Raw genomic sequence first — 22,775 nt, forward strand, 5'->3', positions numbered from 1 at the left:
AGAAACGGACTGAACGTCTAGGAAGACACGCATCTATGAAAACCATCCTGAATCGCCTAAATCCCTTTTCGTCCGGCGCGAGCGCGAACACCAGCGGCGCGGATGAAACGGGAGTTATGGGCCCCAGCCAAGACCAGGACCCGGCCACCGAGAAGTCATCCAAGATCTTGTTGCGGGAACGGATTGCCGAGAGTGTTGCCCACGAAAGCAGCGACCAGGAGGCCCACGGCGCACCCACCCCATCATCCGGCCACGAGGCAGGCACAGGGGCGGAGAAAGACGACGCCGACTACGGCGGCTCCGTCCTCGCCGGCGCTGCCGCTATTGGAGCTGTTGCGGCGCTATCGGCCGCACCCAAAAAGGCGGAAGCCGCTAGCCTCGACCTCATTGGTGAGATGGTTCTTGCCTTCTTCGAGGGTCCCTTTCAGAGCATGGTGGATGCCTTCCTGGGCGACATGACGGATGTTTTCGAGCAATCCGGGGACCAAACGGCGGCCTCTATTGGCGAGGCCGCAGACTCGATCATTGACACGATGATCAAGCAGACCAATAGCGAAATCTATCGCGCCACTGAACCATCCCCCATGCGATGCATGTCCGATAGCGCCGCCAAAGCAAACATGGAATCAACCGCGAAAGCGCGCGCCATGCATCGGAGTCGCTCGCGCAACAAAGCTCGCGCGGTCGTGCAAAAAGACCCGAACGACACGCACAGCCGTCGCGAAAGCCTGGTTTCCCTGCACAGGAGTCGCCGGGGCACCCAATACGAAGGGGAGGATATTTCGGCGGGCAATCTGCTTGATGGCGACCTGGACGACAACTCTCTTCGTGAGGCGGCCGAAGCGTTCATCGACAACGCCGAGGGTCAACTCCCCGACATGGCTCCGCGAATCCCCGAAGAGCGCGAGGAAACCGGCCGCGGCGAGATGTACACCGGTGCCCAGCTCACCCATGCCGCCAGGCTGTCGATCGCCAGCGAGTCGCTCGATCGGATCCTGACAAATCGGGTTTCAGCTGATTCCGACACCCCCTCACTGATGAAGACCTTCGAGCACGAGATCTCCCGGACCTACGGGTCAGAGGACTGGCGAAACGAGGTCGCCATCAAAGCTCACGCGGCACCCCTGGTGAAAGAGAGCCTCTACCTGACCGCGTTCCAGAACCGGATGCTGCTTGAACAGATCCGCCAGAACGACTCGACTCTTGCCCTGCTTGCGGTGCAGACGCTCGAGCAACTCGAGGGAAGCGGGCGTTCTGCCTCCCTTGGCTCTGGACGTGCCGCCACGCGCCGTCTCGAGCCAGTGAACTAGCCCCAGCCCAGATCGATACTCTGATAAGGAGAACACTCCATGGTCCAGCCGATCGAGCCAGTTGAGCCACCCGCGTTCGCTTTCAGCCCGAACCCAGACGATGACCCAAACGATGAGCTCAACGTCGCGAACGTGTACCACGATGTCGAGTCGCTCTCGGAACGCCGCCTAAAGCCACCGGAAGATGGGTCACCGTCGCGCGCGATCTATATCAACAGCCTCGATGAGAGCCAGAAAAAGGACCTCGAGAAGCTCGTCGATATGGCCCACACGAAGATGGACCAACAGCTTCAGGATCCCGACCTGAAAGGTGTCGACTTCTCACACTTCGACAATGCCCGAAGGCTTTGCGCGCTCACTGCGACCCGGAATGACACTTCGGTCTCGCGCGTCTATTTTCGGCCTCAGGTCTTCAACGAGGAGGAACGCCAAAACGTCAGGGATACCCTGAACAGGATCTTCCCTGGGGCGCCCATTAGCCACCTCCAAACCATGCAACTCTATATCGACCACAAGAACGGGTCGCTATACACGCAGGACTTCAACTGCGACCGACCCGTCGTAATCGAGTCCACAGAAAAGACCGAGCCCGGCGTCAAAGGCTTTACCAAGCCCAAAGACAAGGCCCAGGCCACGAACCATAAACAAGCCGCGAACGACCCCGCTCCAAAGCAAGCGAAGGAGAACGGCCCCTCTCGTGGCAACCGCCAAGAGGCTCTCAGCGAAGAAGAAAAGGCCCTCCAGGAAGAGGCCGAGAAGGGCCAGCGAAACATGAGAAAGCCGATGTATGGCGGTGGAGGCCAGGGCGGGACCGTGTTCAATCCGTTCGCAGGCCTTGGTGGCGCCATCGGAAAGACCTTCACATCGACCGGCAAAGGTATCGCGACCGCCTCGCCTATCGTGGCCGCTGGGGCTGCCAGATCAGGCAAATGGCTCCAGAACAACGACCGCTCGATCCGGATGATCCGCGAACTGCGGAGCATGGATCATTCCGCACGAGGCTACCGCGCCGCGATGGCGCGGGCGCACGCCATCAAATCCAAAGCGGTGGACGGCGATTTCTCCAAGTACGAGAAGAACCCCAAGCTCCTCAAGATGGTGGAATCCTCGGAGGTGTACCAGAGTGCGATCCAGTCCGCCGAGAAGAACTACAACAAGGTCGAGCAGAAGCTGAACTCATCGAAGAAGGCTCTAAACAAGAGCTATCACGAAGCGTTTGAGCGAAACGGAACCCCTCTCAGTCCGACCCACAAGGCCGAGATGGAGGCCCGCCTGAGGTCGATCGAAGAGAACACAAAGAAAGGGACCGCTACCGCCAAGAAACTCCCCACGATTGGCGAGGACGGAAAGCTCACCAACGAGGCCAAAAAGCGCAAGCTAGAGCGCATCCAGAAGAAGCTCAAAGAGGCGGCTCTGGCAGCAATCAATGCGCTCAAGCGTCTCGTGGGGCTTCGTCCTTCGGCGGGTCCGTCAGCAACGTCCTCCATGGCACCGCCCTCCCCATAACCGCGTAGGCCCGGCGATTTGTCGTCGGGCCCTTCCTCCAGAGCACCATTAAAGCAAGGAGCGGGCGGCGGCCAGCCTCTTCTTCCTAGCGCTTTCCACGCCCTGGATCCGCGTTCCTTGATCATTGGCCTGCCGAACCGCGATCGAGACATCAATGGGCGCCTCAGGGACTTCCACGGCATCCAGGTCCTTCCCAAATCGCTCACGCATCCTACTTTCGAGAGTCGTTACACGCGCCAGGCTCTTCACGGACTTGATTCTTTTCTCGAAGGCTTTCCCGTCACCAACGAGAACCACCCTCTCTTTCGCCCTTGTGATCGCCGTATAATCGAGGGCTCGGTCTGCAATGAGCCCATGACCATACGTGTTCGTGACCGGCATGATCACGGATTTGAACTCGGACCCTTGGCTCTTGTGGACGGTGATCGCGTAACCCAGAGAGATGTATCGCGCCTTTCCTTTCTCAATCTGGACGGGCTCCCGGTCGTCACCCTCAAATTGGATGACCAGCCTCCCATCCTCACCGATCTCCAAGACTCGGCCGAATTCTCCATTCCGGACATCGAGATCGTAGTCATTCCTCGTCTGAATGACCCTGTCCCCTTCCACAATCATCAGCCCCCGGAATCCTTTCACCTTTTTCTTTCCGTCCAGCTCGCCGGATTGAGCAATGCGCTGCAGGGCCTTGTTCATTTCCAGCATGCCGAGAGGCCCGTTATTGGAGGGCGTCAGGACCTGGATGCCGTTCCCCACCTCGAGCCCCTCCCCCATCTGCATAGGGATGATCTCGTGCAGAATCTTGTCGCGAATCATGTTTGCCTCGGCGAGATCACCACCCTCACCTCCGCTGCACCACACCTGAGAATAGGCACTCGAGTTCGCGATCTGAGGGACCTTTCCGGCATTGACCGCATGGGCCGCCTCGATGATCGGAGACCCTTCTCCTTGCCGGTGGATCTTGTCTAGGTGAACCCGCGGAACGCTGCCGGATTTCACGAGATCCAAGAGCATATTGCCCTGCCCCACCGACGGGAGTTGATCGGGGTCGCCTACCAATACGAGGCGCGCCTCCGGGCTGAGGTTGGCAACGATCCCCCTCATCAAATGGATATCGACCATCGACGTCTCGTCAATAACGAGAGTGGAAGCGTGGCAGATCGGGCTGTCTGGCTCCACATCGAACCCGGATCCCTTCCAGCCCAGGATTCTGTGAATGGTGGAAGCGGGGATCCCCGTGCTCTCACCCATCCTCGCAGCTGCCTTTCCAGTGGGCGCTAACAGAACAACCCCGCCATCGCCCTCTCTCTTCTTGATGGTGTTGATCACACCTTTCAGAACCGTCGTTTTTCCAACGCCCGGGCCGCCAGTCACGATGGATACGGAGGAGACCACGGAATTCTTGATTGCCTCCCGCTGGCGCGGGGCCAAAGAGAATCCTTCGGCTTCTTCGAACTTGCCGATGTCTTCATCAATCTCGGATGCAACTGCCGCGCTCTCGTATTCCGCGAACCGCTTCGGCCTTTCTTTCCCTAGCCTTGCTGCGATTCTTCCCGCAATCCGTTCCTCCGCTGCGTTCGACCGCGGGTCCATAAGGAGGTCCGTGCCCCCAATCCGGCGCTCGATGAGAGCCCCCAGCTCAATGCCGAAGTCGATACCCTCTTTTGCAGTCCCGTAGTCAACACCAAGAAACTCGGACGCCGCGCGCACAACATCGGTATAACGGGCCGCCGTGTGTTGCCCCCGCGCGGTGTGCTCCTCAACCAAATGGAGCGCCCCCATGAACATCCGAACAACCGAATCTTTGGGGTGACCGAGGGCATGAGAGAGCCGATCAGCATCCAGGAAACCTGCCCTTTGCATCCCGCCGCACATAGCGTAGGGATTGTCAGCGAGAAGCTTGACGGCCGCCTTCCCGTGCCGCTTCTTGATCTCGATGGCTTTCCGCTCATCGAGCCCCATTTTCACAAGGTAGTCGGTTGTCCACATGTCCTCAGCGCGGTCAACCATCTTGCTCAACAAGGCCTTATCCGACTCAGAGAAATACACGAAGCGACGAAGCCCCCGGGAATCCCTCTTCACGAGAGGATCCCAGATCATTTCCATGGCGATGATGTCTTTTGCGGATTTCCGCTTGCCCTCAATAACGCGATGAGCGTCCCCCTCATCAGCCAGGCAGCACGTGACAAAAGCGAACCCTTGCTCGGTCGTCTTTGGGGTCCCAACCGTGATCTGAGTGGCCTCGATGCACCGGTCTCCCCGATTATCGACACCGACTGATCCCGCGACCGCAATCCGCAGGTCTCGGACCGGGTTCATATGGAACCGGCCGGCAAGCTTGATCTCTCCTCGCTCCAAAGCGGGCCCGTCCCACGCATCCGGTCGGAACATCACCACCGAGAAAAGACTTTCTGGGCTCCGGAACCGGACCTGGGTAACCACCCCTGAGAACAGCTTGTCTGCGTCTTTCTCTGACACCGTAAGGCCTTGAGCTGATGGGCGTATGAAACCTCGGAGGAGTCTACCCGGCACGCACCGAATAGTCCATACAATATCACTTACGCAACCTATCCCGCTTCAGGCGGACAAACAAAAAGCCGCGACCACTACGGCCGCGGCTTCACTCATTCTGGCTTGCCGGACTACCGGCCGCGCGGACGAAGCAAGCGCTGAGAAATTGCCGTCCGGACGATCTCAGAGATTACCCCCTCAACATACGGGTTGTCGCGACGGACTTCGGCAATCGCCTTCTCTAGCGCCTCGGCTCCAGCCGGGGACAGACTGAATTGCTTAGTCGACCCCCCCTCTGTTCCGAGGGCTGAATTCGGCGCAAAGAGGCAATCTTTCCAGTCCGGGTATTGCACGAGGTCGATCACGGCCTCATCTACCCAGCGCGAACGCCCTCTCTTTCCGTATTCTTCTTCGACCTGAGCATCCATCTCACGCAGGAGCCACGCCGGGATCACCACGCGCACTGCGCGCCCCTGGGCCTGCCCCACGATTGGCTCCGCATTGATCTTCAGCGTCCTCGGTTTCTTATTTTGCTTCGTCATCTTGGTCTTCAATCGCCTCGATCAATTTTTTCCATGCTTTTCGAATCTCGGCTGGATCCGCGCCATCCAGAGCAGACGGCTCGATGCCGATCTCAATCCCCGCAAATGCTTCTGACTCAAGGAGGGTCCGGAGAATGAAGGTCGCCTTCTTCGCTGGCACCGAGCCCAGGCTCGTCTTTTCGGTCCGTTTCGGGCCTGGCTTCTTTTCCTGCTGCGCCGCGGCACCGGCATCACCCGACTCTCCTTGGCTCTCCAGCTGAGCGATCTTCTCCAGGGCATCCCTCTCGCTGGTGGCCGCAACTGCCGAGTCGAGCATTTGCCGAAACTGAGCTCCGGGAAAAGCCTCGTGTGCAGAGGCAAGGCGTTCCAGGACCTTCTTCGACGAGATACGGCCTTCCCTCAGCTCCCCCATGACCTCTTCTGGAAGTGAGGCGAGGCGCAGAACCTGAAACCCTCGATATCGGGAAAGCCCCAAGGTCTTGGCAATCTCAGGCCCCGTAACACGTTCGCCGCCCTTCTCTCGGGACATGGTGTCCACGAGATCCCTCTGAGCGATCACCTGCTCGTAAAGGCTCAGGTCGACACGATGCACGTTCTCCACGTACTGCATCAGCCGGATCTTTGTAACCGGCGGGGGGTCAGGAAACACGTTCGCCGGAATCGTCGGGGCCCCAGCCATCAGCGACGCGAGATATCGACGTTCACCGGCAATCAGCGAATAACGATTCCCTCGGGCGTAAACCCGGATGCTCTGCACCACACCAACCGCCAAGATCGAAAGTGCGGTCTCTCGAAGGTCATCGAGGTCCTGGATCGCTCGGTCGTTCAGACTGACGCCGTCGTTGACCAGATCGCGAGCATCCAAGCGCGAAAGAACCTCAGCAAAGGACTCCTCCCCTTCTGCAAGCGATGCCAGATCACGCCGGATATCTCCCGGCTCGATCTCGAGCTGACGGTGATTGTTCGGATCAATGTCGACCAGGTCGACGCTTAGTTCGTCGTGATATGCCTGACCCGAGGCATCCGACATGACCTCCTGAAACGCCTTCTTCAGAGGATCGTTGATGCCTAGGCGCTTTTTCTGCCCTAGCTTAGCCATTGGCGTTCATTCTCCTCCAGATCTCGTCGCAGGCCGCCTGCGCTTCAACCCTTGCCGGATCGTTCTGCGAGAGCTGGAATACTGAGTCCGGGCGATCTTCTTTTGCGTTCACCGCATCAAACGCCGTTCGCAATCCAACGCTGTGAGGCAGAACATACTCACTGAGAACCGATCCCTCCCCCATCAGAGAAGCAATCATCTGCTTGGTCTGGCGGGTGTTTTTTCGCACCATGTTGGGAAGGATTCCGACGAGGTTGAGAGGCGTGTCATCGCCGCCCCGCCGGTGCTTTTCGTCCTTGTAGAAGCGGAGCATGCCATAGACGCCTTCCATCGAGACCTGGTCGAGCTTGGTCGGGATTACGAGATCCGTCGAGGCTCTCAGAACCGAGCGGGTGACCGGGCTCTTTGCCGGCGGCGTATCAATGACCACGATGTCGTAGATATCGGCAATATCCTCCGTCCAGAGGAACTCGCGCATGCGAGCGAGGATCCGGAGCTCGACCTCTTCTCGGCGGACCAGCTCGATAGTCCGGAGCTTGCTACCCCACCCCGGGAGAACATGGATGCCGTGATAAGGCGTCTCGTACGGGGTAACGCCGTAGGTCATGTCCATGTACAGGTCGGCCGAACATGACCTACCGTTCCAGCCGGCCATCTCGGGATCGTTTGGGTCGAACTCTTCAGAAACCGGTGGCTTGTAGGATCCGTCCGAGTCAGATTCCGCTTCCATCTCGAGGTAGCGAAGGGAGTACGAGCATTGCGCGTCAACGTCGATGCCCAGGACACTCTTGCCATGGACGATGGCGAAATACTCGGAGATGGCTTTCGCCATACTGGTTTTCCCAACGCCGCCTTTGTTGTTGACGACGGAGATGACTCTCAGCCCACCCGGTGCCTTCATGGTTACCCCTGTTGTTGTCTGCTATTGTTTGGCTGTTACTGACATCTTGTCAGCTAACCCATCAGGATACAACCACTGTTCCAGGTTTGATGGTTTAGCGATTAAGAACAGATAAAGACCTTTTGCGGGGAAACAGCGCCGTCAAAACAGGCATTTGCGACGGATTCGTTGGTTTCTGTAAGGGAAAAAGACCATCCTGCAATCAAGAAATTGCGGGGATAATCGGACGGAGAGTGACTGTGGGGAATACTGGACCTGTCAGCGGGAAATCCGGCAAAGGCTGGGAAATCAGCAGTATAGACTCGCACGAGAGACTTACCGCTCGGCCTCTTCGGAAGCACGTCGCGCTCGTTCACAGCAATGCCGAGAGCCTATCTCTGGCAAAGCGCAAACTGACGAACCTCTTCCTTCAGGAGGCCTCGCTGTCCAGAAGGAACGGTCAGGGTCGCACGGAAGAAGGCTACTTTCGGACTCACACCAAAGACATTGCGGCTGTGATGGGGGTCACATCCCGGAACATCACCTGGCTGAAGAACCAGCTGCGTGGTCTGCAGGATGTCGCGCTGGAGCTGAATCTGCTCCACGACGATGTTCCCGAGCTCGACGATAACAGTGACAAGGACACCGAAAGCGCAGAAGCGAAGGCTGACAAGGGCACCGCGCTATGGGAGCGCTGCATTCTGTTCCCGTCGGTTCGGATCGAGCGAAATGGGGAGGTCCTGTTCAGGGTGAACCCCGATATCGAAGACCTGGTCTTGAAGCCGAGCGTTTACGCTTACATCAACCTCCAGGAGATGCTCGCTCTTAAGAGAAAGCACGGGCAGCAGCTTTACGAGGTCCTGTGTCGATTCATTGGAACCGGGAGCACCGGTTGGGTCGACTACTCGGATTGGCTGCGTTTGTTCGCTGGGCCGAAGAAGACATCGGCACCATGGAGCTGGTTCGAGAAAGACATCCTGATTCCAGCCCTTGAGGATGTCGCTGAGCACACCGGCTTCAAGGTTCGCGTTGAGCTCAATCAACGCGGCAGGAAAGTCACATCCGTGCGCTTTCTGTTTTCCCATAAGAATTCCGGCCGCGACGCTCTTGCGGAGATCGATCCCTCTGCTCTGAGGGCCCTGAAGCGTGCCGGGCTTGGGGACTCTGATGCTCGATCGGTAGCCCAGTGCGGATCAACACAGGCCGTCATCAAGGCAACAGAAGATTTCATGGCTCTAAACGCGGCTGGAAAGATTCGCTACGCGGCGAAATGGTTACGCACGCGGGTCCAAAATCTTGACAAGGCCCCCTCCCCTTCCGGTTCTCTCGCCCCTCCCCAGGATGCACCGGGCCGCAGCACCGGCTCCGTCGGCCAGGGATCCGAACAAGATGCCGAGGACCACGTCGACTTGGAGGCGCTCCCCGAACAGCAGGTCAAGGATCTGTGGGCGAGATTCGAATCGAGTGCGTCCGGGATGACCAAGATTCATCTCGAGTCAGGAGGGGCTGACCATCCAATCATCAAAGAAGAGTTTCGCCTTTTCGTTGGGACCGTGCTGAGGCGGCAGCGCGAGGCAAAGTAGGACCTGGGGTTCTGGAATTTGCCCAGGAACCACAGTCTCTAGAGGCGGCCTCAGGCGCCCTCTGTGGGGCGATACCCGCAAAGATAGGCCAGCGCCCATCCTTGGTTGCGAACGGCCAGCATGCGCGATCCTGTGAGGTCGATTTTTCACGTCATTATAGCCTATGTCTATTCGCCGTCTATGTTCTATAGGCCGTTAGCTATCGAAAGGCTTCTGTCGCGGCGCGAAACTTCTGCCCCTGGCCTCAATGGGCCCGGGCTTCTGTGGGCGCAACACCACCCCAAACAAGAAGGCACGCCGCGACGTATTTGGGTTAGCGCGCGCTAACCGATCGCTCCTGCACTGCCGGGACCGTCACCGAATCGCCAGACTGGCGGCGCTTGACCGCGGTGACGGGCTGACGCGCCAGGACTCCATGCGCCCCACCCTTCCCCTCTGCGTTAGGTCCGGTATGAGCCTATGCAGGCCGGTTCGTGCCCATTATGCGGGGTACACCAACCCCCGGGTTCCCACCCAAATGGCCCATCCTGGGCGACTGATGGGCTTCGTCGGCCGCCTCTTGGGGCTATCTTGCGGACGAACTATTGGTTGCAGCGACAAGGTCACGGACGCAGTTGACCTGGAATCTTTGTGGCGCCCCACCCCCTTTCGGACAGTCACTGCTAGGGTTAGCGCGCGCTAACTCTCCCGCCCACGGCCGATCAATTACCGATCAAGATGCCGACTCCCACGCGCAATCCTCGCTTCCACGCGTGTCCGATCGCCGGGAATTTGCCCGGCTTCATCGTCCGCCTACCCTGGTTAGCGCGCGCTAACCCCACCCCGGATACGAAGCGTATGGCGTGCACCCCTAAGGGTCTGTCTGCCCCACCGAGTTAAGCGTTTGGGCCGGGTGGATGAGAATGCGCAGGTACAAGATCCGCCCTATTGGCCGGGCCGTCATCTGCCCGCGATAACCTACCGCCTCGACTCACCGCATTTCGAGAAGACCTCTCCTTGAAAGGATCTGATCGTGAACTCCCGGCTTGTTAGTGGTTTCGTTTACGCACGGTTAGCGCGCGCTAACCACCCGGACTTTTCGGTAACGGAAGGCTTCGTCTTGCCCGGCTAGGGGTTGCCGCGAGGTCGATTGGGCGATATGCAACGCAAGCCGAAAAAGGCTTAAATGCCGGCTCATCGGAATCAAGATTTGTAGAGCAATCATCCGCTCCAGGCCCGCAATGCGTTGGCGTTCAAATGGCGCGCCATGGAGGCATGATTGACCTCCTTATAAATCCCAAATTTCGAGCGCCATAAGTGATTGAAAATAGACGCCCGTTTGCCCCCCCCTTATAAATCCCAATTTCAGGCGACGCATGAAGCCTTCGAAGGCCGGGTCAACAGGCCTCGGTTGAGGGTTAGCGCGCGCTAACACCCATGCGGGCATTTGGTTGTTGCGTCACGCTCCTTGTGCTTCCCCTCATGGATCGCCGCGCATGATGAGCACGGCGAGACACTCTCGAATAACAGCAATCACTGACGAAAGAATGCTGGACACCGAGTGGAATCCGAAAGAGGGTTAGCGCGCGCTAACCGTTCGGACAAGGTATTCAGTGGTTCCGTCCGCAGCAGAAGACGAGCTCTCGATGTGCTCCGAGCGTGAGATCACAGTGGAGGCCTGGTTAGCGCGCGCTAACCAAGATCACCTCGTTCTGGCCGGAAAGACCCATAAACTGAAAGAGGGGCGCGAGGCCAAAAATCAGGGCAGGGCGACAAAAGAGCTGCGGCTCTTTGCACACACTGCATAACCGAAAGACGAGGGTGCGGGCGCGTGAACAGATTCACTGGTCAGGATATTCGGCTTGTCCATGCCACACCGAACGTCAACTGACAGCAGGTTGGACGCTCGAAGGCGATCTGAGATCGCGCAGTCATCCCTGGGACAGCGCTCCGGTTAGCGCGCGCTAACCGCGAGAAGGGTGGGGCGATCACAGGAAACCACATCGCAACGACCCGCGGATCTCGCAGCTTGTCGCGTCATCTATCGAGTGGCTCAGCCGTGGCGAATAAACATAGTGAGCTCTGGCCTGACCGAATCATCCGGCCGTCAGAATCATTCGGACCAGCGCCAGTGACGCAAGAGGGTTAGCGCGCGCTAACCCTGTATCAACGCGATCCAAGATCTAATTCTGAACCCGCTGAAACCCACGCGCCTGGAGCTGGAATTGGGACCTGTAGATCGTGCCAAGGCCTTCTCATTTCAAGAACGCTGGCCAGAAACGTCGGCGCGGAAGGGCTATGCGCTTTCAAATCAAATAGTTAAAGGCCTTAGATCTGCAGCAAGGGCCAATTGACAACGCCACGCAAACAAACATGTCGAGCGATTCCCGCTTCATCCCCCTTGGCTCATGCAGAAGGGGAGGGGGGGGTTAGCGCGCGCTAACCTTGAATCGGAAGGAAAGTCGGGAGCGCAGCCCGGTACGCCAAATTCATATCGGGACTCGTGTGCTCCCTATGCGGAAGAATCAGACTTCCGCTGTCCGACCCCACGACAGGCAGGATAGGCTCCAGGGTCTGCAGATAATAGAAGTGGTAGGGCAGGGCGAACCTATCGCTTAGCAGGGCTGGTTTTTGATTCGCCGTTTTCGACACAGGCGAAGGGTGCTTGCGAAGGGTCGATAGGACGCCACAAACAAGGGCGGCTGAAAGCGTCTGTGTTTGTGGAAGCACGAACGGCTGGCGTAGCCGGCCCCTCCTTCTTGGTCAGCCAAGGTTTTGCGGGTGATACCGTTTGTGCAGTGTCGCTCTCCGCTCGTTGGGACACTGAAACCAGGTCGATACAGCCGGATCCCCGGAAAGCCCAGCGGGCTTTTTGGAGCTCCGGTTAGGGGTATTCTTTTAGGTTCCTTTTTTCTTTTTTTTTATCCTCCCGCGGCGCAAGTCCGCAAGTCATTGTATTCACGTATTAAAAAGGACAATTTGAGGGCGCTCTGCGTAACCGCTATCCCGTGCCGTGTAACCGCTATCCCGTGCTTGGCGTAACCGCTATCCCGTGTGCTGTAACTGCTATCCCGTGCGTGCTCCGTAATTCCGTGAGGCCGCACGGATCGCTCCTAGCAGTCTTCACTCCATTGCCAAGAACGGTTTGCGTATGTAGTATTGCAATATCACGACACGGAACGATCTCTACCGATGGCAAGACAGCGGACTGTAAGCCCGGACATTTGGGGTGATGACGCCTTTCTCGAGCTCTCTTATGCGGCTCGGCTGGTCTACCTGGCTATGCGAAATTTTGCCGATGACGGCGGCGTTCTCCCGGCTAACGCAAAAACCGTGGTCTCAAAGGCTCTGCCTGGTGACGCGGAAGCGCTCCTTGCTGCTGACGGCCTCATTGGAGAGCTTGTCTCACGGGGGTTCCTGATCGAATGGACAGCAAATGACGGGAAGGTCTATTGGGCTGACGCGCATTGGTCGAGCCAATACGTCCATCGCCCAACCTATCGTTACCCGTCCCCTCCGAAAAGGGGCGAGTCTTACGACCTCGTGGGAACGTTCGGTGATGGCGAGCCCGTGCCGCAGATTTATATCCCCCTCCGTACTGGAGATGACTGGCTCGTTCCGGCGGAGGACATCCTCGCGTGGGTTGACCTATATCGCGACATCGACGTGCTGGAAACCCTCCGAAAGGCCCGCGAGTGGAACCTAGCCAATCCGAAAAAGCGAAAAACTCCCGAGGGTATTCGTCGGCATCTGATCTACTTCCTCAACACCGCAAACGGCGGCGCCGGCCCGAAACCCCAAGATGCTGCGCCATCCCCCAATGCTGCGCGACCGAGTCGGCCCCCTGCTCACAGCCCGAGGCCGAACCCTCAAGCCGAGCTCCTAAACCAGGCCCCTGCCGGCGATGCTCTTGTTGAATCCCCTGTGGCGCCCGACGTCGACTTCGCAGCTATGCGCAAGCATCTCCGTGGCGGTCGATTCGCGGGCCAGGGGCTTGGCGGGACAGATGATCAGCAACCCAATAAGCCCGCGGGCGCTCAGCGGGGTTCGAAATGAGCGGTTCCGCTTTTGATGCGCTGCAAAAGCAAGCCGTCCGCGTCGAGTCCGACGGTGCGGCTGGAATGGCTGCGTCAGTAGCCCAGCTTGCGTCATTGGAGCAGGGCGGCTCGCCGACTGAGGCCACCAGCGACAAAACGATGATGTTTGAGCGCGAGGTCCTCGCTTGCTGCATGAAGGACTCTAGCGTTATCGGTGAGGTGGTCCAGGAGGGTCTTCGTGAGACAGATTTTTCTGTCGACACGCATCGCAGGGTGTTCTCTGTGCTCATCTCTCTCGATGCTAGCGGCACCCCGATTGACCCGGTAACGGTGACCGGGGCCCTCGAGCGCGAATCACCAAAAAGCTGGTCCAGCCTTGTCGCCGACATTGCCACCAACTCCCTGGCCAGCGTGAAGAATGTTTCGCACTACGCGACAACGATCCGCGACCAGGGTCGCCGGCGCCAGGCGATCGAGATGATTGGGGGGCTTACATCCAGGATCGCGACGGATGGAATCGCGTCTATCGACTCCGTCATCCAGGATTTGATGTCCTTAACCATCAATGAGGCGACAGCTTCTCTCTCTCTGCGCGACGCTCTGTCTCAAAGCGTCGGCTATTTGGAAGACGTCATGGATCTTGATGGTGAGCTTCCTGGCGTGCCTACGGGCCTCGAGGGCTTAGATGAGGCGACGGGCGGATGGCGCGACTCCGACTTCATTGTTATTGGCGCTCGACCAGCGATGGGCAAGACGGCGTTCCTGCTCAATTCCGCGATGGGAGCCGCCACCAGGGCAGGCAAGCGGGGCCCGGCGCATGCGGGAATTATCAGCACAGAGCAGCCGGCCTCTCAGCTCGGGCTCCGTTGCATTTCGATCCGGGGTCGCCTGAGTGCGACACATCTTCGGCAGCCTCTTAAGATGACGAACGAGGACTGGTCCAAAGTAACGTATGCGATCCAGGAGATGTCTAGCTATCCCGTTTGGATCAATGAGTCCTCTAGCTTAACCATTGACGATATCTTTCGCCAAGCTCGCCACTGGAAACATCATAATAAGCTAGATATACTTTTTGTGGACTATATTCAGCGCATCAAGCCGGATAACGAAAGAGCAAATCGTTCGGAGCAAGTTGCGCAGATCGCTTCAGGACTGAAGAGCATCGCTAAGAATCTTAAGATCCCCGTTGTCGCCCTTTCTCAGGTTCGCCGAGAGGTCGAGGACCGGCCGAACAAGCGCCCAATGATGGCTGACTTTAAGGAGTCTTCCGCGATTGAGCAGGAGGCCGATCTTATGTTCACCCTGTATCGAGACGAGGTCTATAACGAAGAGACGCTCGATAAGGGGATTGCGGAGATCGCGGCTTGCAAGAATCGCCACGGCGAAGTCGGAGTCCCGATCAGGGCTAGGTGGGAAGGGAAATACCTGACTTTCCGCGATTACGACCCGGCAGAGGGCGTTTACGAGAATTTGAACAGGCATTGATGGCTTATCGAGCTCGCCTCTCGGGGCCGCGCTCTTTGTTCTAACTTGGGGGATAACGATGTTTGGCAAGAAGAAGGATGAAGGCGGTTCAAAGGTCGCCACAGAGGGCGCTGCCGCAACGGAGGGGCAGGGCGTGGGCGGTTCCGGCCCTGGCAAGGGTGCGGCAGAAACGAAGCCGGGACCGCAGCGCCGGGCGCGCAAGCAGCCGGACGACTCTGCGTTTGCGTCTGCGATTAAGAGCATCCTTTTCCGTGATTCATTCCGGGTCGCCGTTCGTGTCCTGACCGTCTCGATGGTCGTGAATGTGGTCCTGGCGCTTGGGATCATCTATGTGGGTTCTCAGGATGAGCCGGCCCCTCGTTATTTCGCCACTAACCCCGATGGCACGCTGACTGAAATGACGCCCCTTTCGCGTCCAAACCTAACGGACACGACGTTGCGTAACTGGGCTGGTATGTGCGTCACAGAGGCCTGGACCATGGGTTTCCATGATCTTGATCGCCGGATCACCCAGGCCTCGGATAAGTGCTTCACTGAGTCTGGTGCCACCGCATACCGAAATGCGCTCATCCGGAGTGAAACGGTATCCCGTATCCAGTCGGACGAGATCGTGATGAACACGACCCTCAATGGCAGCCCGATTATCGTTGACAAGGGTGAGTCCCAGGGTCGCCTGGCGTGGCAGATCCGGGTGCCGGTTGTGGAAACGATCCGTGGCGCCGACATCCGAACCCGTACGCGTGAGCGCACGATCGTCATCCTTGCTGTTCGCTCACCGACTCTTGAGCACCCGCATGGCGTCGCAATCAATCAGTTCATCTTCGAATAAGTCCAGGAACTCTAATGACCAAACCGAATCGACTGGAGCCTTTGCGGTTCGCGATCCTCGCCGCCGTCCTTGGGCTGGGGGTGTCCGGCGGCGCGATCGCCGAGGAACAAGGCTCGACCCTGAAGGCGGCCCCGGGCTCAATGGATCCCGTAGACCCGGACGTTCTGGATGCGATGCGCCCGCCGCCCTTGCCCGTGCCGGCATTCCAGGGGGCCGCCTCTGGTGTGCTCGATTTGACGCCTGACGAGATTCGGGTTTTTCGGAGCCTGGTGGAGCAGGTCCAGCGTGCGAGCTCGTCTGAGATTCGGCCAGTGAAGCCGAAAATCTCGACGACCCGTATTGATACGGATCCTTCGGCGCCGCCGCCCGAGCTCTACCTTAGGGTTGGGTATGACACGTCGGTAGCGTTCCTGGATGCCGCTGGAAACCCGTGGCCTGTGCGCCCGGTATCTATCGGGGATTCGGAGGCCTACTCGGTTCAGCAAGCCGATGAAAACGTGATCGTGCTACACGCTACGTCAGCGTTCCGCCCGTCAAACTTCACGGTCATGCTAGAAGGTCGATCCAGCCCCTTGATGATTCACCTAGTCAATGGTGAGGAGACGGTCGACTATCTTCGAACTATGACGATGCCGGAGCTCACTCCAGGTGCAATGCGGGAGCGTCTTAAGGCCGGCCAGCCCACGGACGTGCCAACCATCAATGACCCCTCGCTCACATCCTTCCTCGATGGCGTGCCGCCAAGTGACGCGCAGGTGATCCCCGTCCTCGATGCTCAAGTGCAAGCATGGAAGTATCGTAACAGGATGGTTGTGCGCACGAGATTGGATCTGCTCTCTCACGCGGACTCGATCCTTCATGGCCGCGATGGGTGGAGGGTGTACGAGCTGAAAGACATCCTTCCCTCTCTCGTGATGTCCCAAGGGGGGCAAAGCCGAACGGTTCAGTTTGTCCTCGATGACATTGATTTTGATGACTATGTCGACCGCAGAAGGAGCGCCCGATAATGAGTAAGTTCACTCAAAGCTATAAGCGCCTCAGTGGTCGCCGGAAGGCCAATTTTTGGGGCGTAATGGCGGTATTCGGGGTGGTCGTAATTGTCACGCTGAACTACGTTTTTTCGGGGTCGGGTGGCGAAGAAGAGAACCCGCATGCTGATCGAGGTGACGGCCGAGCCGTAGTGTCCGCGCCTCCGGTTTCGCGGGAGAGGGGAGCGGGTGAGCGCCCCCCTGGATACGACGAGTTCCGGCAGGAGGCTGACAATCAAGCGCGTGACGAAGCTCGAAGCTCTGGAGACTCGTTTATGCCGCGGCAGCGCCTGGAATTTGGGCGCGCCGATGTTGGGGAGGTGATCCCGGTCCGTGAGGAGCCAGAACCGGAGCCCGAGCCCGAGCCCGAGCCGGAGCGCGAACCGGAACCCGAGCCGGTCCAAGTAAGCGAGGAGCGCTTCAACGTGGCGATGAGCGCAATGTCCCGCCTCGCTGAACGAGAAACCTCCCGCGGGGAAGAGGTGGAGATTCTGTCCTCCCCTTGGGAGCGCGAGCATGACGATGGCGCGGGCCGCGATGATGACGCGGACAATGGCGGCGATACATGGCCGCCCGAGCGCCCTGAGCGTCGACATGTGCTACCTGGCGACCTGTTTGTTGGCGTTCTGGATACCGGTATCAACTCGGACACGCCATCGCCGATTAGGGTCTACATCACTGACGGCCCGCTTAAGGGTGCCCGACTAATGGGTGGATTCGAACTCGTCGGCGAACGCGTTGTAGCCCGGATTAACACGATCACGTTCGAGGACTGGACGGCGTCGGTCAACGCCGTTCTCGTCGACGCCGACCTGAAAAAGACGAGTCTTCAAGCTGACATCAATCGCCACATCATCTCTCGCTACGGCAGCCTTTTCCTGGCTGGGTTCGCATCAGGAGCCCGGGATGTCATGTTGTCTGATGGCCGTCAAACGACCGTCGTTGATGGTGCGGTTATTTCCGAGGGCCGGGAAGCCCAAACGCGTGATTACGTCATCGGCGGCCTTGGCCGGGTAGGGGACGTCCTGATCGATAACCTTGCGCAGAACTTCAATCGCCCGCCCACCATTCGCGTCCCTGAGGGCGAGATGGTCGGGATCATGTTCGCGAATGAGTTTGAGGCCGACTGGCTTCCGGACATGCGCAACCAACCGGACTACTAAGGTACGAAACTGATGAGCCGCAACGACGACAAGCAAAGACTCGAAGAGCATAACCCGCTGTTTGCGGGTATCGAGGGGAACGAGCGATCGGTGCCGGCGTCGGCGCCGGAGAACAATGGGCACAACGGCGATGATGCGCCCGGCCCGCTGGAGGCTTCAGCGGACGAAGGGGCCGAGAATTCCGCTTATCTCGCAAAGGACGTGGGCGGATCGGTAGAAAAAGAGGATTTTCCGGATCCTCTCGAGGACCTGGTTTCGTCGACCGTGGATCCCGACACATCTGCCGCAGCGGATGACATCTCAGACCTAGAGGAAGCTGTCGATGACTCCACGTTCTTTGAGCGAGAGAGCGCCAAGTCTGACAGCGAGGTAGAGCAGCCTCACGAGGTCGGACTCCCGACCGACCAGGACGACAGCGACTCAATCTTTGGGTTGTCGGAGGCCGATATCCCGGAGGCGACCGATACGGATGCGCCTGCTGATTCGTCGCTCGAAAGCAGCGAAGCTGCCCCTGAACCTCGGGATGCGCCAGAAGAGCCCGACGATGAGGGATTTTCTGACGACGAGATCGACGATTCTGGGGCTGGCCTTGACCCTTACCTGTCGAACTCCACGGAGGACTCCGACGAGTACGAGGAGCCGGCGATGGACGGCGATCCGATGGCCGAGCTTGAAGGCTCCGATGGCGACGCACCCTCAATCGAGGATGAGCTGAGCGCGATCGACAACCTCGACGCAGAGCTCGAGTCCCTGGATCAGGATGGCGCGGCCGAAATTGGTGATGCGTCCGATTCTGCTGGAGTCCAACAACGCGGCGACCTCGTGCGCAAAGGCATGATGGCGGCAGCGGTGGTTATTCCGGTGGTCGCCCTCGGGGCGATCATCCTTCCGTCGATGTTTGGTGGTGGTGGTGCTGAGCAGCAGCCTCCGCCCCTCGACGCCACAGCTGATATCGCGGCCACGGAAGAGAGCGGCGACGACCGCCCCGGGGGTGGCGAGGGATTCGATTTTTCGTCTTCCGTGGGCCCCATTGCGGACAGTCAGGAAGAAGACCGGGTGCCGGCAGGCGACGACTTCGGTTCTTCTACGAACGGCATGGTCGATTCGGAAACGATTGAGGCACTCATTGAGGAGCGCCTGCAGGAGCGCCTTGCGGAGGAGCGTTCGCGCTTGATCCGCGCCATGAGTGCTGAACTCGATACGCGTTTTGCAGATGTCGACCTGTACCTGGCCGATGGCCAGCGCGGTGTCTCGAGCGAAGAGGGCGCTTCGGAATCCCAGGACCAGCCGACCAAAGAGCCCAAGACCGAGCCGAGCCAGGCGGCAGCCAGCGAGTCGGTCAATGATCGCTTCCCACTGGAGCGTGACCTTGTGGTCATTGGGGCCACACAGGGAGCGGCGATTATCCGCGAGAACCGGTTCGGAGAAGAGATTCAGTTCCCCCTGTATGAGGGCGAGAACCTGGTCCGTTTCGGACGCGTCGCATCGATCGATTCTAGCGGTTGCATCTACTTCGAGAATGATCGCGAACCCCTCGGGGCTCCTTCCTCCGAATGCTGATGCGCACTCACCTTACCGGACTTCTCGAGGGTAGCTGTCAATGAACATGACCAATCTTTTGGCGGCGATCTATGCTGGTGGAGCGCTGGCCGTCGCGGTGGCCTTCGCGCTCGGGATGATCCTATTCGTCATTGGGTTCGTTCGCCTCAGGAGTCATGCGGGTCACGGGAGAGGGCAAAATCCATCCTGGACCGCGACGATCATGTACTTCGTTGCCGGCACGTTTCTGATCTATCTGTTCTCTTTCATTGCGGCCACGCACCACACGGTGTTCGATTCGGACGGCAGCCTCCACCCTGCAGGGGCCGAAATGCCGACCAGCTGGCAGCCCAACGCGAGCATCTCTAGCGGCCTAGAGGGCAACGAGATGCAGCTTCGGGCTCGACTCATTGTTGACGGGTTCGCTCTAGTGGGTCTGCTGTTTATCATCAAAGGCATCATGAAGATGCGGATGATTGGTAGCGAATACTCCCAGCCTGGAGACGGCAAGATCAGCACAGTGATCGCCCATATTGCGGGTGGAATCATCCTTATCGACATCATACGGGCGGCTGAGCTACTGGGGTGGCTCTTCCCCTTCTTTGACGACGTAGCAGAGTTCTTGAAGGGAGGGCATACCTAATATTATCCAGCTGAATATGAACTTCCTTGATTCCGTAACTACGCCTGTCTTATCTTTATAAATGAACTAACCAAAAGGAAACCAACCAATGAAGTCGCTCTATCGTTATGGTGTTTCTGGCGCTCTTGCCGCTACCGCTGCCGCTCTCCCGTCCACCGCTTTCGCGCAGTCCGGGAACACCGGGGGGCTGGTCGGGATCTTCAACAACCTCATCGAGTTGTTCCAGGGTCTCGGTATGGCAGCCGTCGCGCTGGCCTTTGTGGTCGGCATCATCTTCTTCGTGATCGGCTTCTTCACTCTGAAGAGCATGGGTGGCCGCGGCGCTCAGGAGCCGGGCAAACTGGGCCTTGTGGTCGTCTACTTCGCCGCCGGCGTCGGCCTGATCTATCTGGGCTACATGATCCAGGTTGGTGGTGACACCATGTTCGGTGGTGATCAGAGCCAAAGCGGATCAATCGAGGATGGAGCCTTCGGTCTCTAACATGGCCTCGGCCTCTCTTTTTATATCGGTCGACAGAGGGGCGCCCGGCGGGCGCCCCTCTTCTGCGCCAGACAAAGAGAAGTATTCCCAGGCGAGGGCCAAAGTCCTCCAGAGGGATGACTTCACCTGCACGTATTGCGGGTTTCGAAGCCAGAAATGGCAGGAAGTGCACGCGAAGGACAAGGACATAGGGAACCTGTCCCCCTCCAATCTGGAGACATGCTGCCCTCTGTGCCGGCAGGTCCTAAGTCTGGATTTCGTCGCAAAGCATCAGTCTGGTGTTTTGGCGTTCATACCTGAGCTGGAGCAGGGCGACGTCAACCTGCTTTTCCATGCTCATGTGATGCTTGGCTCGAGCGATGACAGCTACCTTGTCGAGCAGAGTGAACGGCTGTGGGGTGCGCTTATTCAGCGGCATCACCTCATGTTCGAGCTGTTCGGTGCGGAGATGTCTACCCCGGAGGGTATGGCCAAGTCGCTCCATTCGATCGAGCACAAGCTCTACGACTACAGGAGCCGTTTCCTGGGTGGCGTACGGGTTGTCCCACTTCCTGAGTCGCCGATTTTTTCCCAGCAGATTGACTACTGGATGTCTAAGGTCTACCGGCAGTATCCGGAAGGCTCATGGGGGAAGATAGCTGAGCAGTTCTTGGTGAAATAGGCGAGGAGGCTGGGCTCTGCATATGCACCGGATCGATGACGTTGGGCCTTCTCGGACCCCGTTTGGGGTTGTTCTTTTCGATACCCCCTATAAGCCATCGGGCGGATGGGCCTCCAAGGCTGGTGGCGATGCCTTCCGAGTGAATGGGCGTCAGGACCTACCTTCTGACCACCTTTGGGTTACCAATCTAGGCGTTCAAGACTTCCCTTCTTATCGCTCGATCGGGGGGAATCTGAGGCGCAGCAACTTCTTTCGAACAGACCTTTCGGCCATTGCGGACGAGCTCGGCCTGCCCCGGGACAACCCTTTCGACTCCGTCCCTTTGCTGTCTGAAATCGCTGATAGGGCTTCATCGATCGCTTACAACGAATATGAATTTTCGCGCATTGGGCTAAGTCTGCGCGACACCATTGCGCCCGCGGTTACCGAGAATCTGGTGACCCCCTCGACGTATGGCTCGAGGGTGGCGGATCTGGCGCTGATCAACGCTCACAAGACGCATCACGTCTGCGCCATGCGCGGCACGCTCGGCGCGCGAGCGGTCCGGTTCCGTTGGTCTCGCTCCCAGCATGCTGACACGCTCATGAGGATGCCAATCCCGGATGGAGCGTGGTCTCAGTACACTGGGGAGCCCCCGCCTTCAGCGAAGCGCGATTCGGGCGGGGGAGATTCGGCCCTTTATGCATGGCTCGACGAGGTAGGGACCGAGCAACCAGCCCTCATTCGTTTGTCTTTTGAGGCCTTTGATGCGACCGCTGATTCTCTACTGCAGCCCAGCGGGGAGGAGGCCGTACGCGAGTGGGTGCCGGTCCACGAGGCGATGCTGATGGTTCAGCATGGTCGCGTGTCTATACGGGGGGTGCTCGTCGGGCAGGGGTACACGTCGATTATGCCCTTTGCTGGCGTTCGGCCGCCCGCGAACGGCCTGGCGGGATCGGTCAGTCTTTCAAATGGAATTGTCGCCGAGAACTACTGGATGGTTCTCGCTTCGCTGCGCTCTGACTCAACGGCGGGAACCCGCCATCGGATCCCAGCTCCGATGTCGATTTGGATGAGGGCCTGGGACCGCCTGATCTGCTTCCGCGCCGCTCAGGCCTTCCAGAGGGCTGGGATCCCTGTTCAGTCTTACGGGGGTGGCGCCGTGAATGTCTCGCTGACGCCCCGCAAGTACCAAGAGGCCCTGGATGTCTGCATGCAGCAGGGGATGACTCCGCCCATGTGGCTCATTCGGGATTCCAGCATTTCCAAGAGGAAGCTTAACCGGCCTGTCGGCGCCCCAGCATAGGAGGCAGCCAGTTGTCACGCTCTTCAAATGCCCGTATGTCCGATCTTGTATCGGGCGATCTTTCTTTTTTGTCCCCGTATGGTGCCAATTATGGCCTTGAAGGGAAAATGACATCTTATGGTCATCGTGGTATCGTAATTACCCTCGACCGTGTTATGGACCTTAGCTCTGATAAGGCCCGAAAAGTCGCACTCAACAACATCGCAAAAGAGCTTAG

Annotated in this window: 17 protein-coding genes; 13 read left to right on the forward strand and 4 right to left on the reverse strand. The window is 58.6% G+C overall.

The window, feature by feature from the left end; all coding sequences use genetic code 11:
- Nucleotides 1-35: 35 nt before the first annotated feature.
- Both F579_RS0113165 and F579_RS0113170 read left to right on the forward strand, forming a co-directional pair.
- Entirely contained in the window at nucleotides 36-1,310 is a 1,275-nt protein-coding gene (locus tag F579_RS0113165; protein WP_019025514.1) for a hypothetical protein, read from the forward strand.
- 39 nt (nucleotides 1,311-1,349) lie between these two features.
- The gene (locus tag F579_RS0113170; RefSeq protein WP_019025515.1) at nucleotides 1,350-2,816 is read left to right on the forward strand and encodes a hypothetical protein; all 1,467 of its coding nucleotides are present in this window, start codon (nucleotides 1,350-1,352) and stop codon (nucleotides 2,814-2,816) included.
- Between the two features lie 48 nt (nucleotides 2,817-2,864).
- Here the strand turns inward: F579_RS0113170 and F579_RS0113175 are convergent, their stop codons facing one another.
- The 4 genes from F579_RS0113175 to F579_RS0113190 all read right to left on the reverse strand — a co-directional run bounded on the left by F579_RS0113175 (nucleotide 2,865) and on the right by F579_RS0113190 (nucleotide 7,866).
- Nucleotides 2,865-5,291, reverse strand: coding sequence for an AAA family ATPase (locus F579_RS0113175; protein ID WP_231365832.1), 2,427 nt, complete (start codon nucleotides 5,289-5,291; stop codon nucleotides 2,865-2,867).
- Between the two features lie 164 nt (nucleotides 5,292-5,455).
- Complete coding sequence (locus F579_RS0113180; protein ID WP_019025517.1) at nucleotides 5,456-5,866, reverse strand: hypothetical protein; 411 nt, start codon at nucleotides 5,864-5,866, stop codon at nucleotides 5,456-5,458.
- Nucleotides 5,850-6,965, reverse strand: coding sequence for a ParB/RepB/Spo0J family partition protein (locus F579_RS0113185; protein ID WP_019025518.1), 1,116 nt, complete (start codon nucleotides 6,963-6,965; stop codon nucleotides 5,850-5,852). The genes F579_RS0113180 and F579_RS0113185 overlap by 17 nt, the downstream gene beginning before the upstream one ends.
- Nucleotides 6,958-7,866, reverse strand: coding sequence for a ParA family protein (locus F579_RS0113190; protein WP_019025519.1), 909 nt, complete (start codon nucleotides 7,864-7,866; stop codon nucleotides 6,958-6,960). The genes F579_RS0113185 and F579_RS0113190 overlap by 8 nt, the downstream gene beginning before the upstream one ends.
- A gap of 239 nt (nucleotides 7,867-8,105) precedes the next feature.
- On the opposite strand from F579_RS0113190, the gene F579_RS0113195 reads away from it, so the two are divergent.
- The 11 genes from F579_RS0113195 to F579_RS0113245 all read left to right on the forward strand — a co-directional run bounded on the left by F579_RS0113195 (nucleotide 8,106) and on the right by F579_RS0113245 (nucleotide 22,558).
- Nucleotides 8,106-9,428 carry a replication initiation protein gene (locus tag F579_RS0113195; protein ID WP_019025520.1) on the forward strand — a complete coding sequence of 441 codons (1,323 nt, stop codon included), beginning with the start codon at nucleotides 8,106-8,108 and terminating at the stop codon, nucleotides 9,426-9,428.
- A 3,171-nt stretch (nucleotides 9,429-12,599) separates the two neighbouring features.
- Nucleotides 12,600-13,463, forward strand: a complete 864-nt coding sequence (locus F579_RS0113200; RefSeq protein WP_019025521.1) for a hypothetical protein — start codon at nucleotides 12,600-12,602, stop codon at nucleotides 13,461-13,463.
- The gene (locus F579_RS0113205; RefSeq protein WP_019025522.1) at nucleotides 13,460-14,929 is read left to right on the forward strand and encodes a replicative DNA helicase; all 1,470 of its coding nucleotides are present in this window, start codon (nucleotides 13,460-13,462) and stop codon (nucleotides 14,927-14,929) included. The genes F579_RS0113200 and F579_RS0113205 overlap by 4 nt, the downstream gene beginning before the upstream one ends.
- A gap of 58 nt (nucleotides 14,930-14,987) precedes the next feature.
- Entirely contained in the window at nucleotides 14,988-15,758 is a 771-nt protein-coding gene (locus tag F579_RS0113210) for a DotI/IcmL/TraM family protein (RefSeq protein ID WP_019025523.1), read from the forward strand.
- A 14-nt stretch (nucleotides 15,759-15,772) separates the two neighbouring features.
- The gene (locus tag F579_RS0113215; protein WP_019025524.1) at nucleotides 15,773-16,765 is read left to right on the forward strand and encodes a DotH/IcmK family type IV secretion protein; all 993 of its coding nucleotides are present in this window, start codon (nucleotides 15,773-15,775) and stop codon (nucleotides 16,763-16,765) included.
- Nucleotides 16,765-17,949 carry a DotG/IcmE/VirB10 family protein gene (locus tag F579_RS0113220; RefSeq protein WP_019025525.1) on the forward strand — a complete coding sequence of 395 codons (1,185 nt, stop codon included), beginning with the start codon at nucleotides 16,765-16,767 and terminating at the stop codon, nucleotides 17,947-17,949. The genes F579_RS0113215 and F579_RS0113220 overlap by 1 nt, the downstream gene beginning before the upstream one ends.
- Nucleotides 17,950-17,961: 12 nt before the next feature.
- Nucleotides 17,962-19,509 (forward strand): hypothetical protein, encoded by a 1,548-nt coding sequence (locus F579_RS0113225; RefSeq protein WP_019025526.1) that lies wholly within the window; start codon nucleotides 17,962-17,964, stop codon nucleotides 19,507-19,509.
- Nucleotides 19,510-19,549: 40 nt separating this feature from the next.
- Nucleotides 19,550-20,131: a hypothetical protein gene (locus tag F579_RS0113230; protein WP_019025527.1), complete on the forward strand. Its 582-nt coding sequence runs from the start codon at nucleotides 19,550-19,552 to the stop codon at nucleotides 20,129-20,131.
- Between the two features lie 88 nt (nucleotides 20,132-20,219).
- The gene (locus F579_RS0113235; RefSeq protein WP_019025528.1) at nucleotides 20,220-20,612 is read left to right on the forward strand and encodes a hypothetical protein; all 393 of its coding nucleotides are present in this window, start codon (nucleotides 20,220-20,222) and stop codon (nucleotides 20,610-20,612) included.
- Complete coding sequence (locus F579_RS0113240; protein WP_231365833.1) at nucleotides 20,593-21,273, forward strand: HNH endonuclease; 681 nt, start codon at nucleotides 20,593-20,595, stop codon at nucleotides 21,271-21,273. Before F579_RS0113235 ends, F579_RS0113240 begins: the two co-directional genes overlap by 20 nt.
- 22 nt (nucleotides 21,274-21,295) lie before the next feature.
- On the forward strand, nucleotides 21,296-22,558 hold the full coding sequence (locus F579_RS0113245) for a hypothetical protein (protein WP_019025530.1): 1,263 nt from the start codon (nucleotides 21,296-21,298) through the stop codon (nucleotides 22,556-22,558).
- Nucleotides 22,559-22,775: the final 217 nt, after the last annotated feature.

It is taken from the genome of Thioalkalivibrio sp. ALJ21, from assembly GCF_000378605.1.
Taxonomy (GTDB): domain Bacteria; phylum Pseudomonadota; class Gammaproteobacteria; order Ectothiorhodospirales; family Ectothiorhodospiraceae; genus Thioalkalivibrio.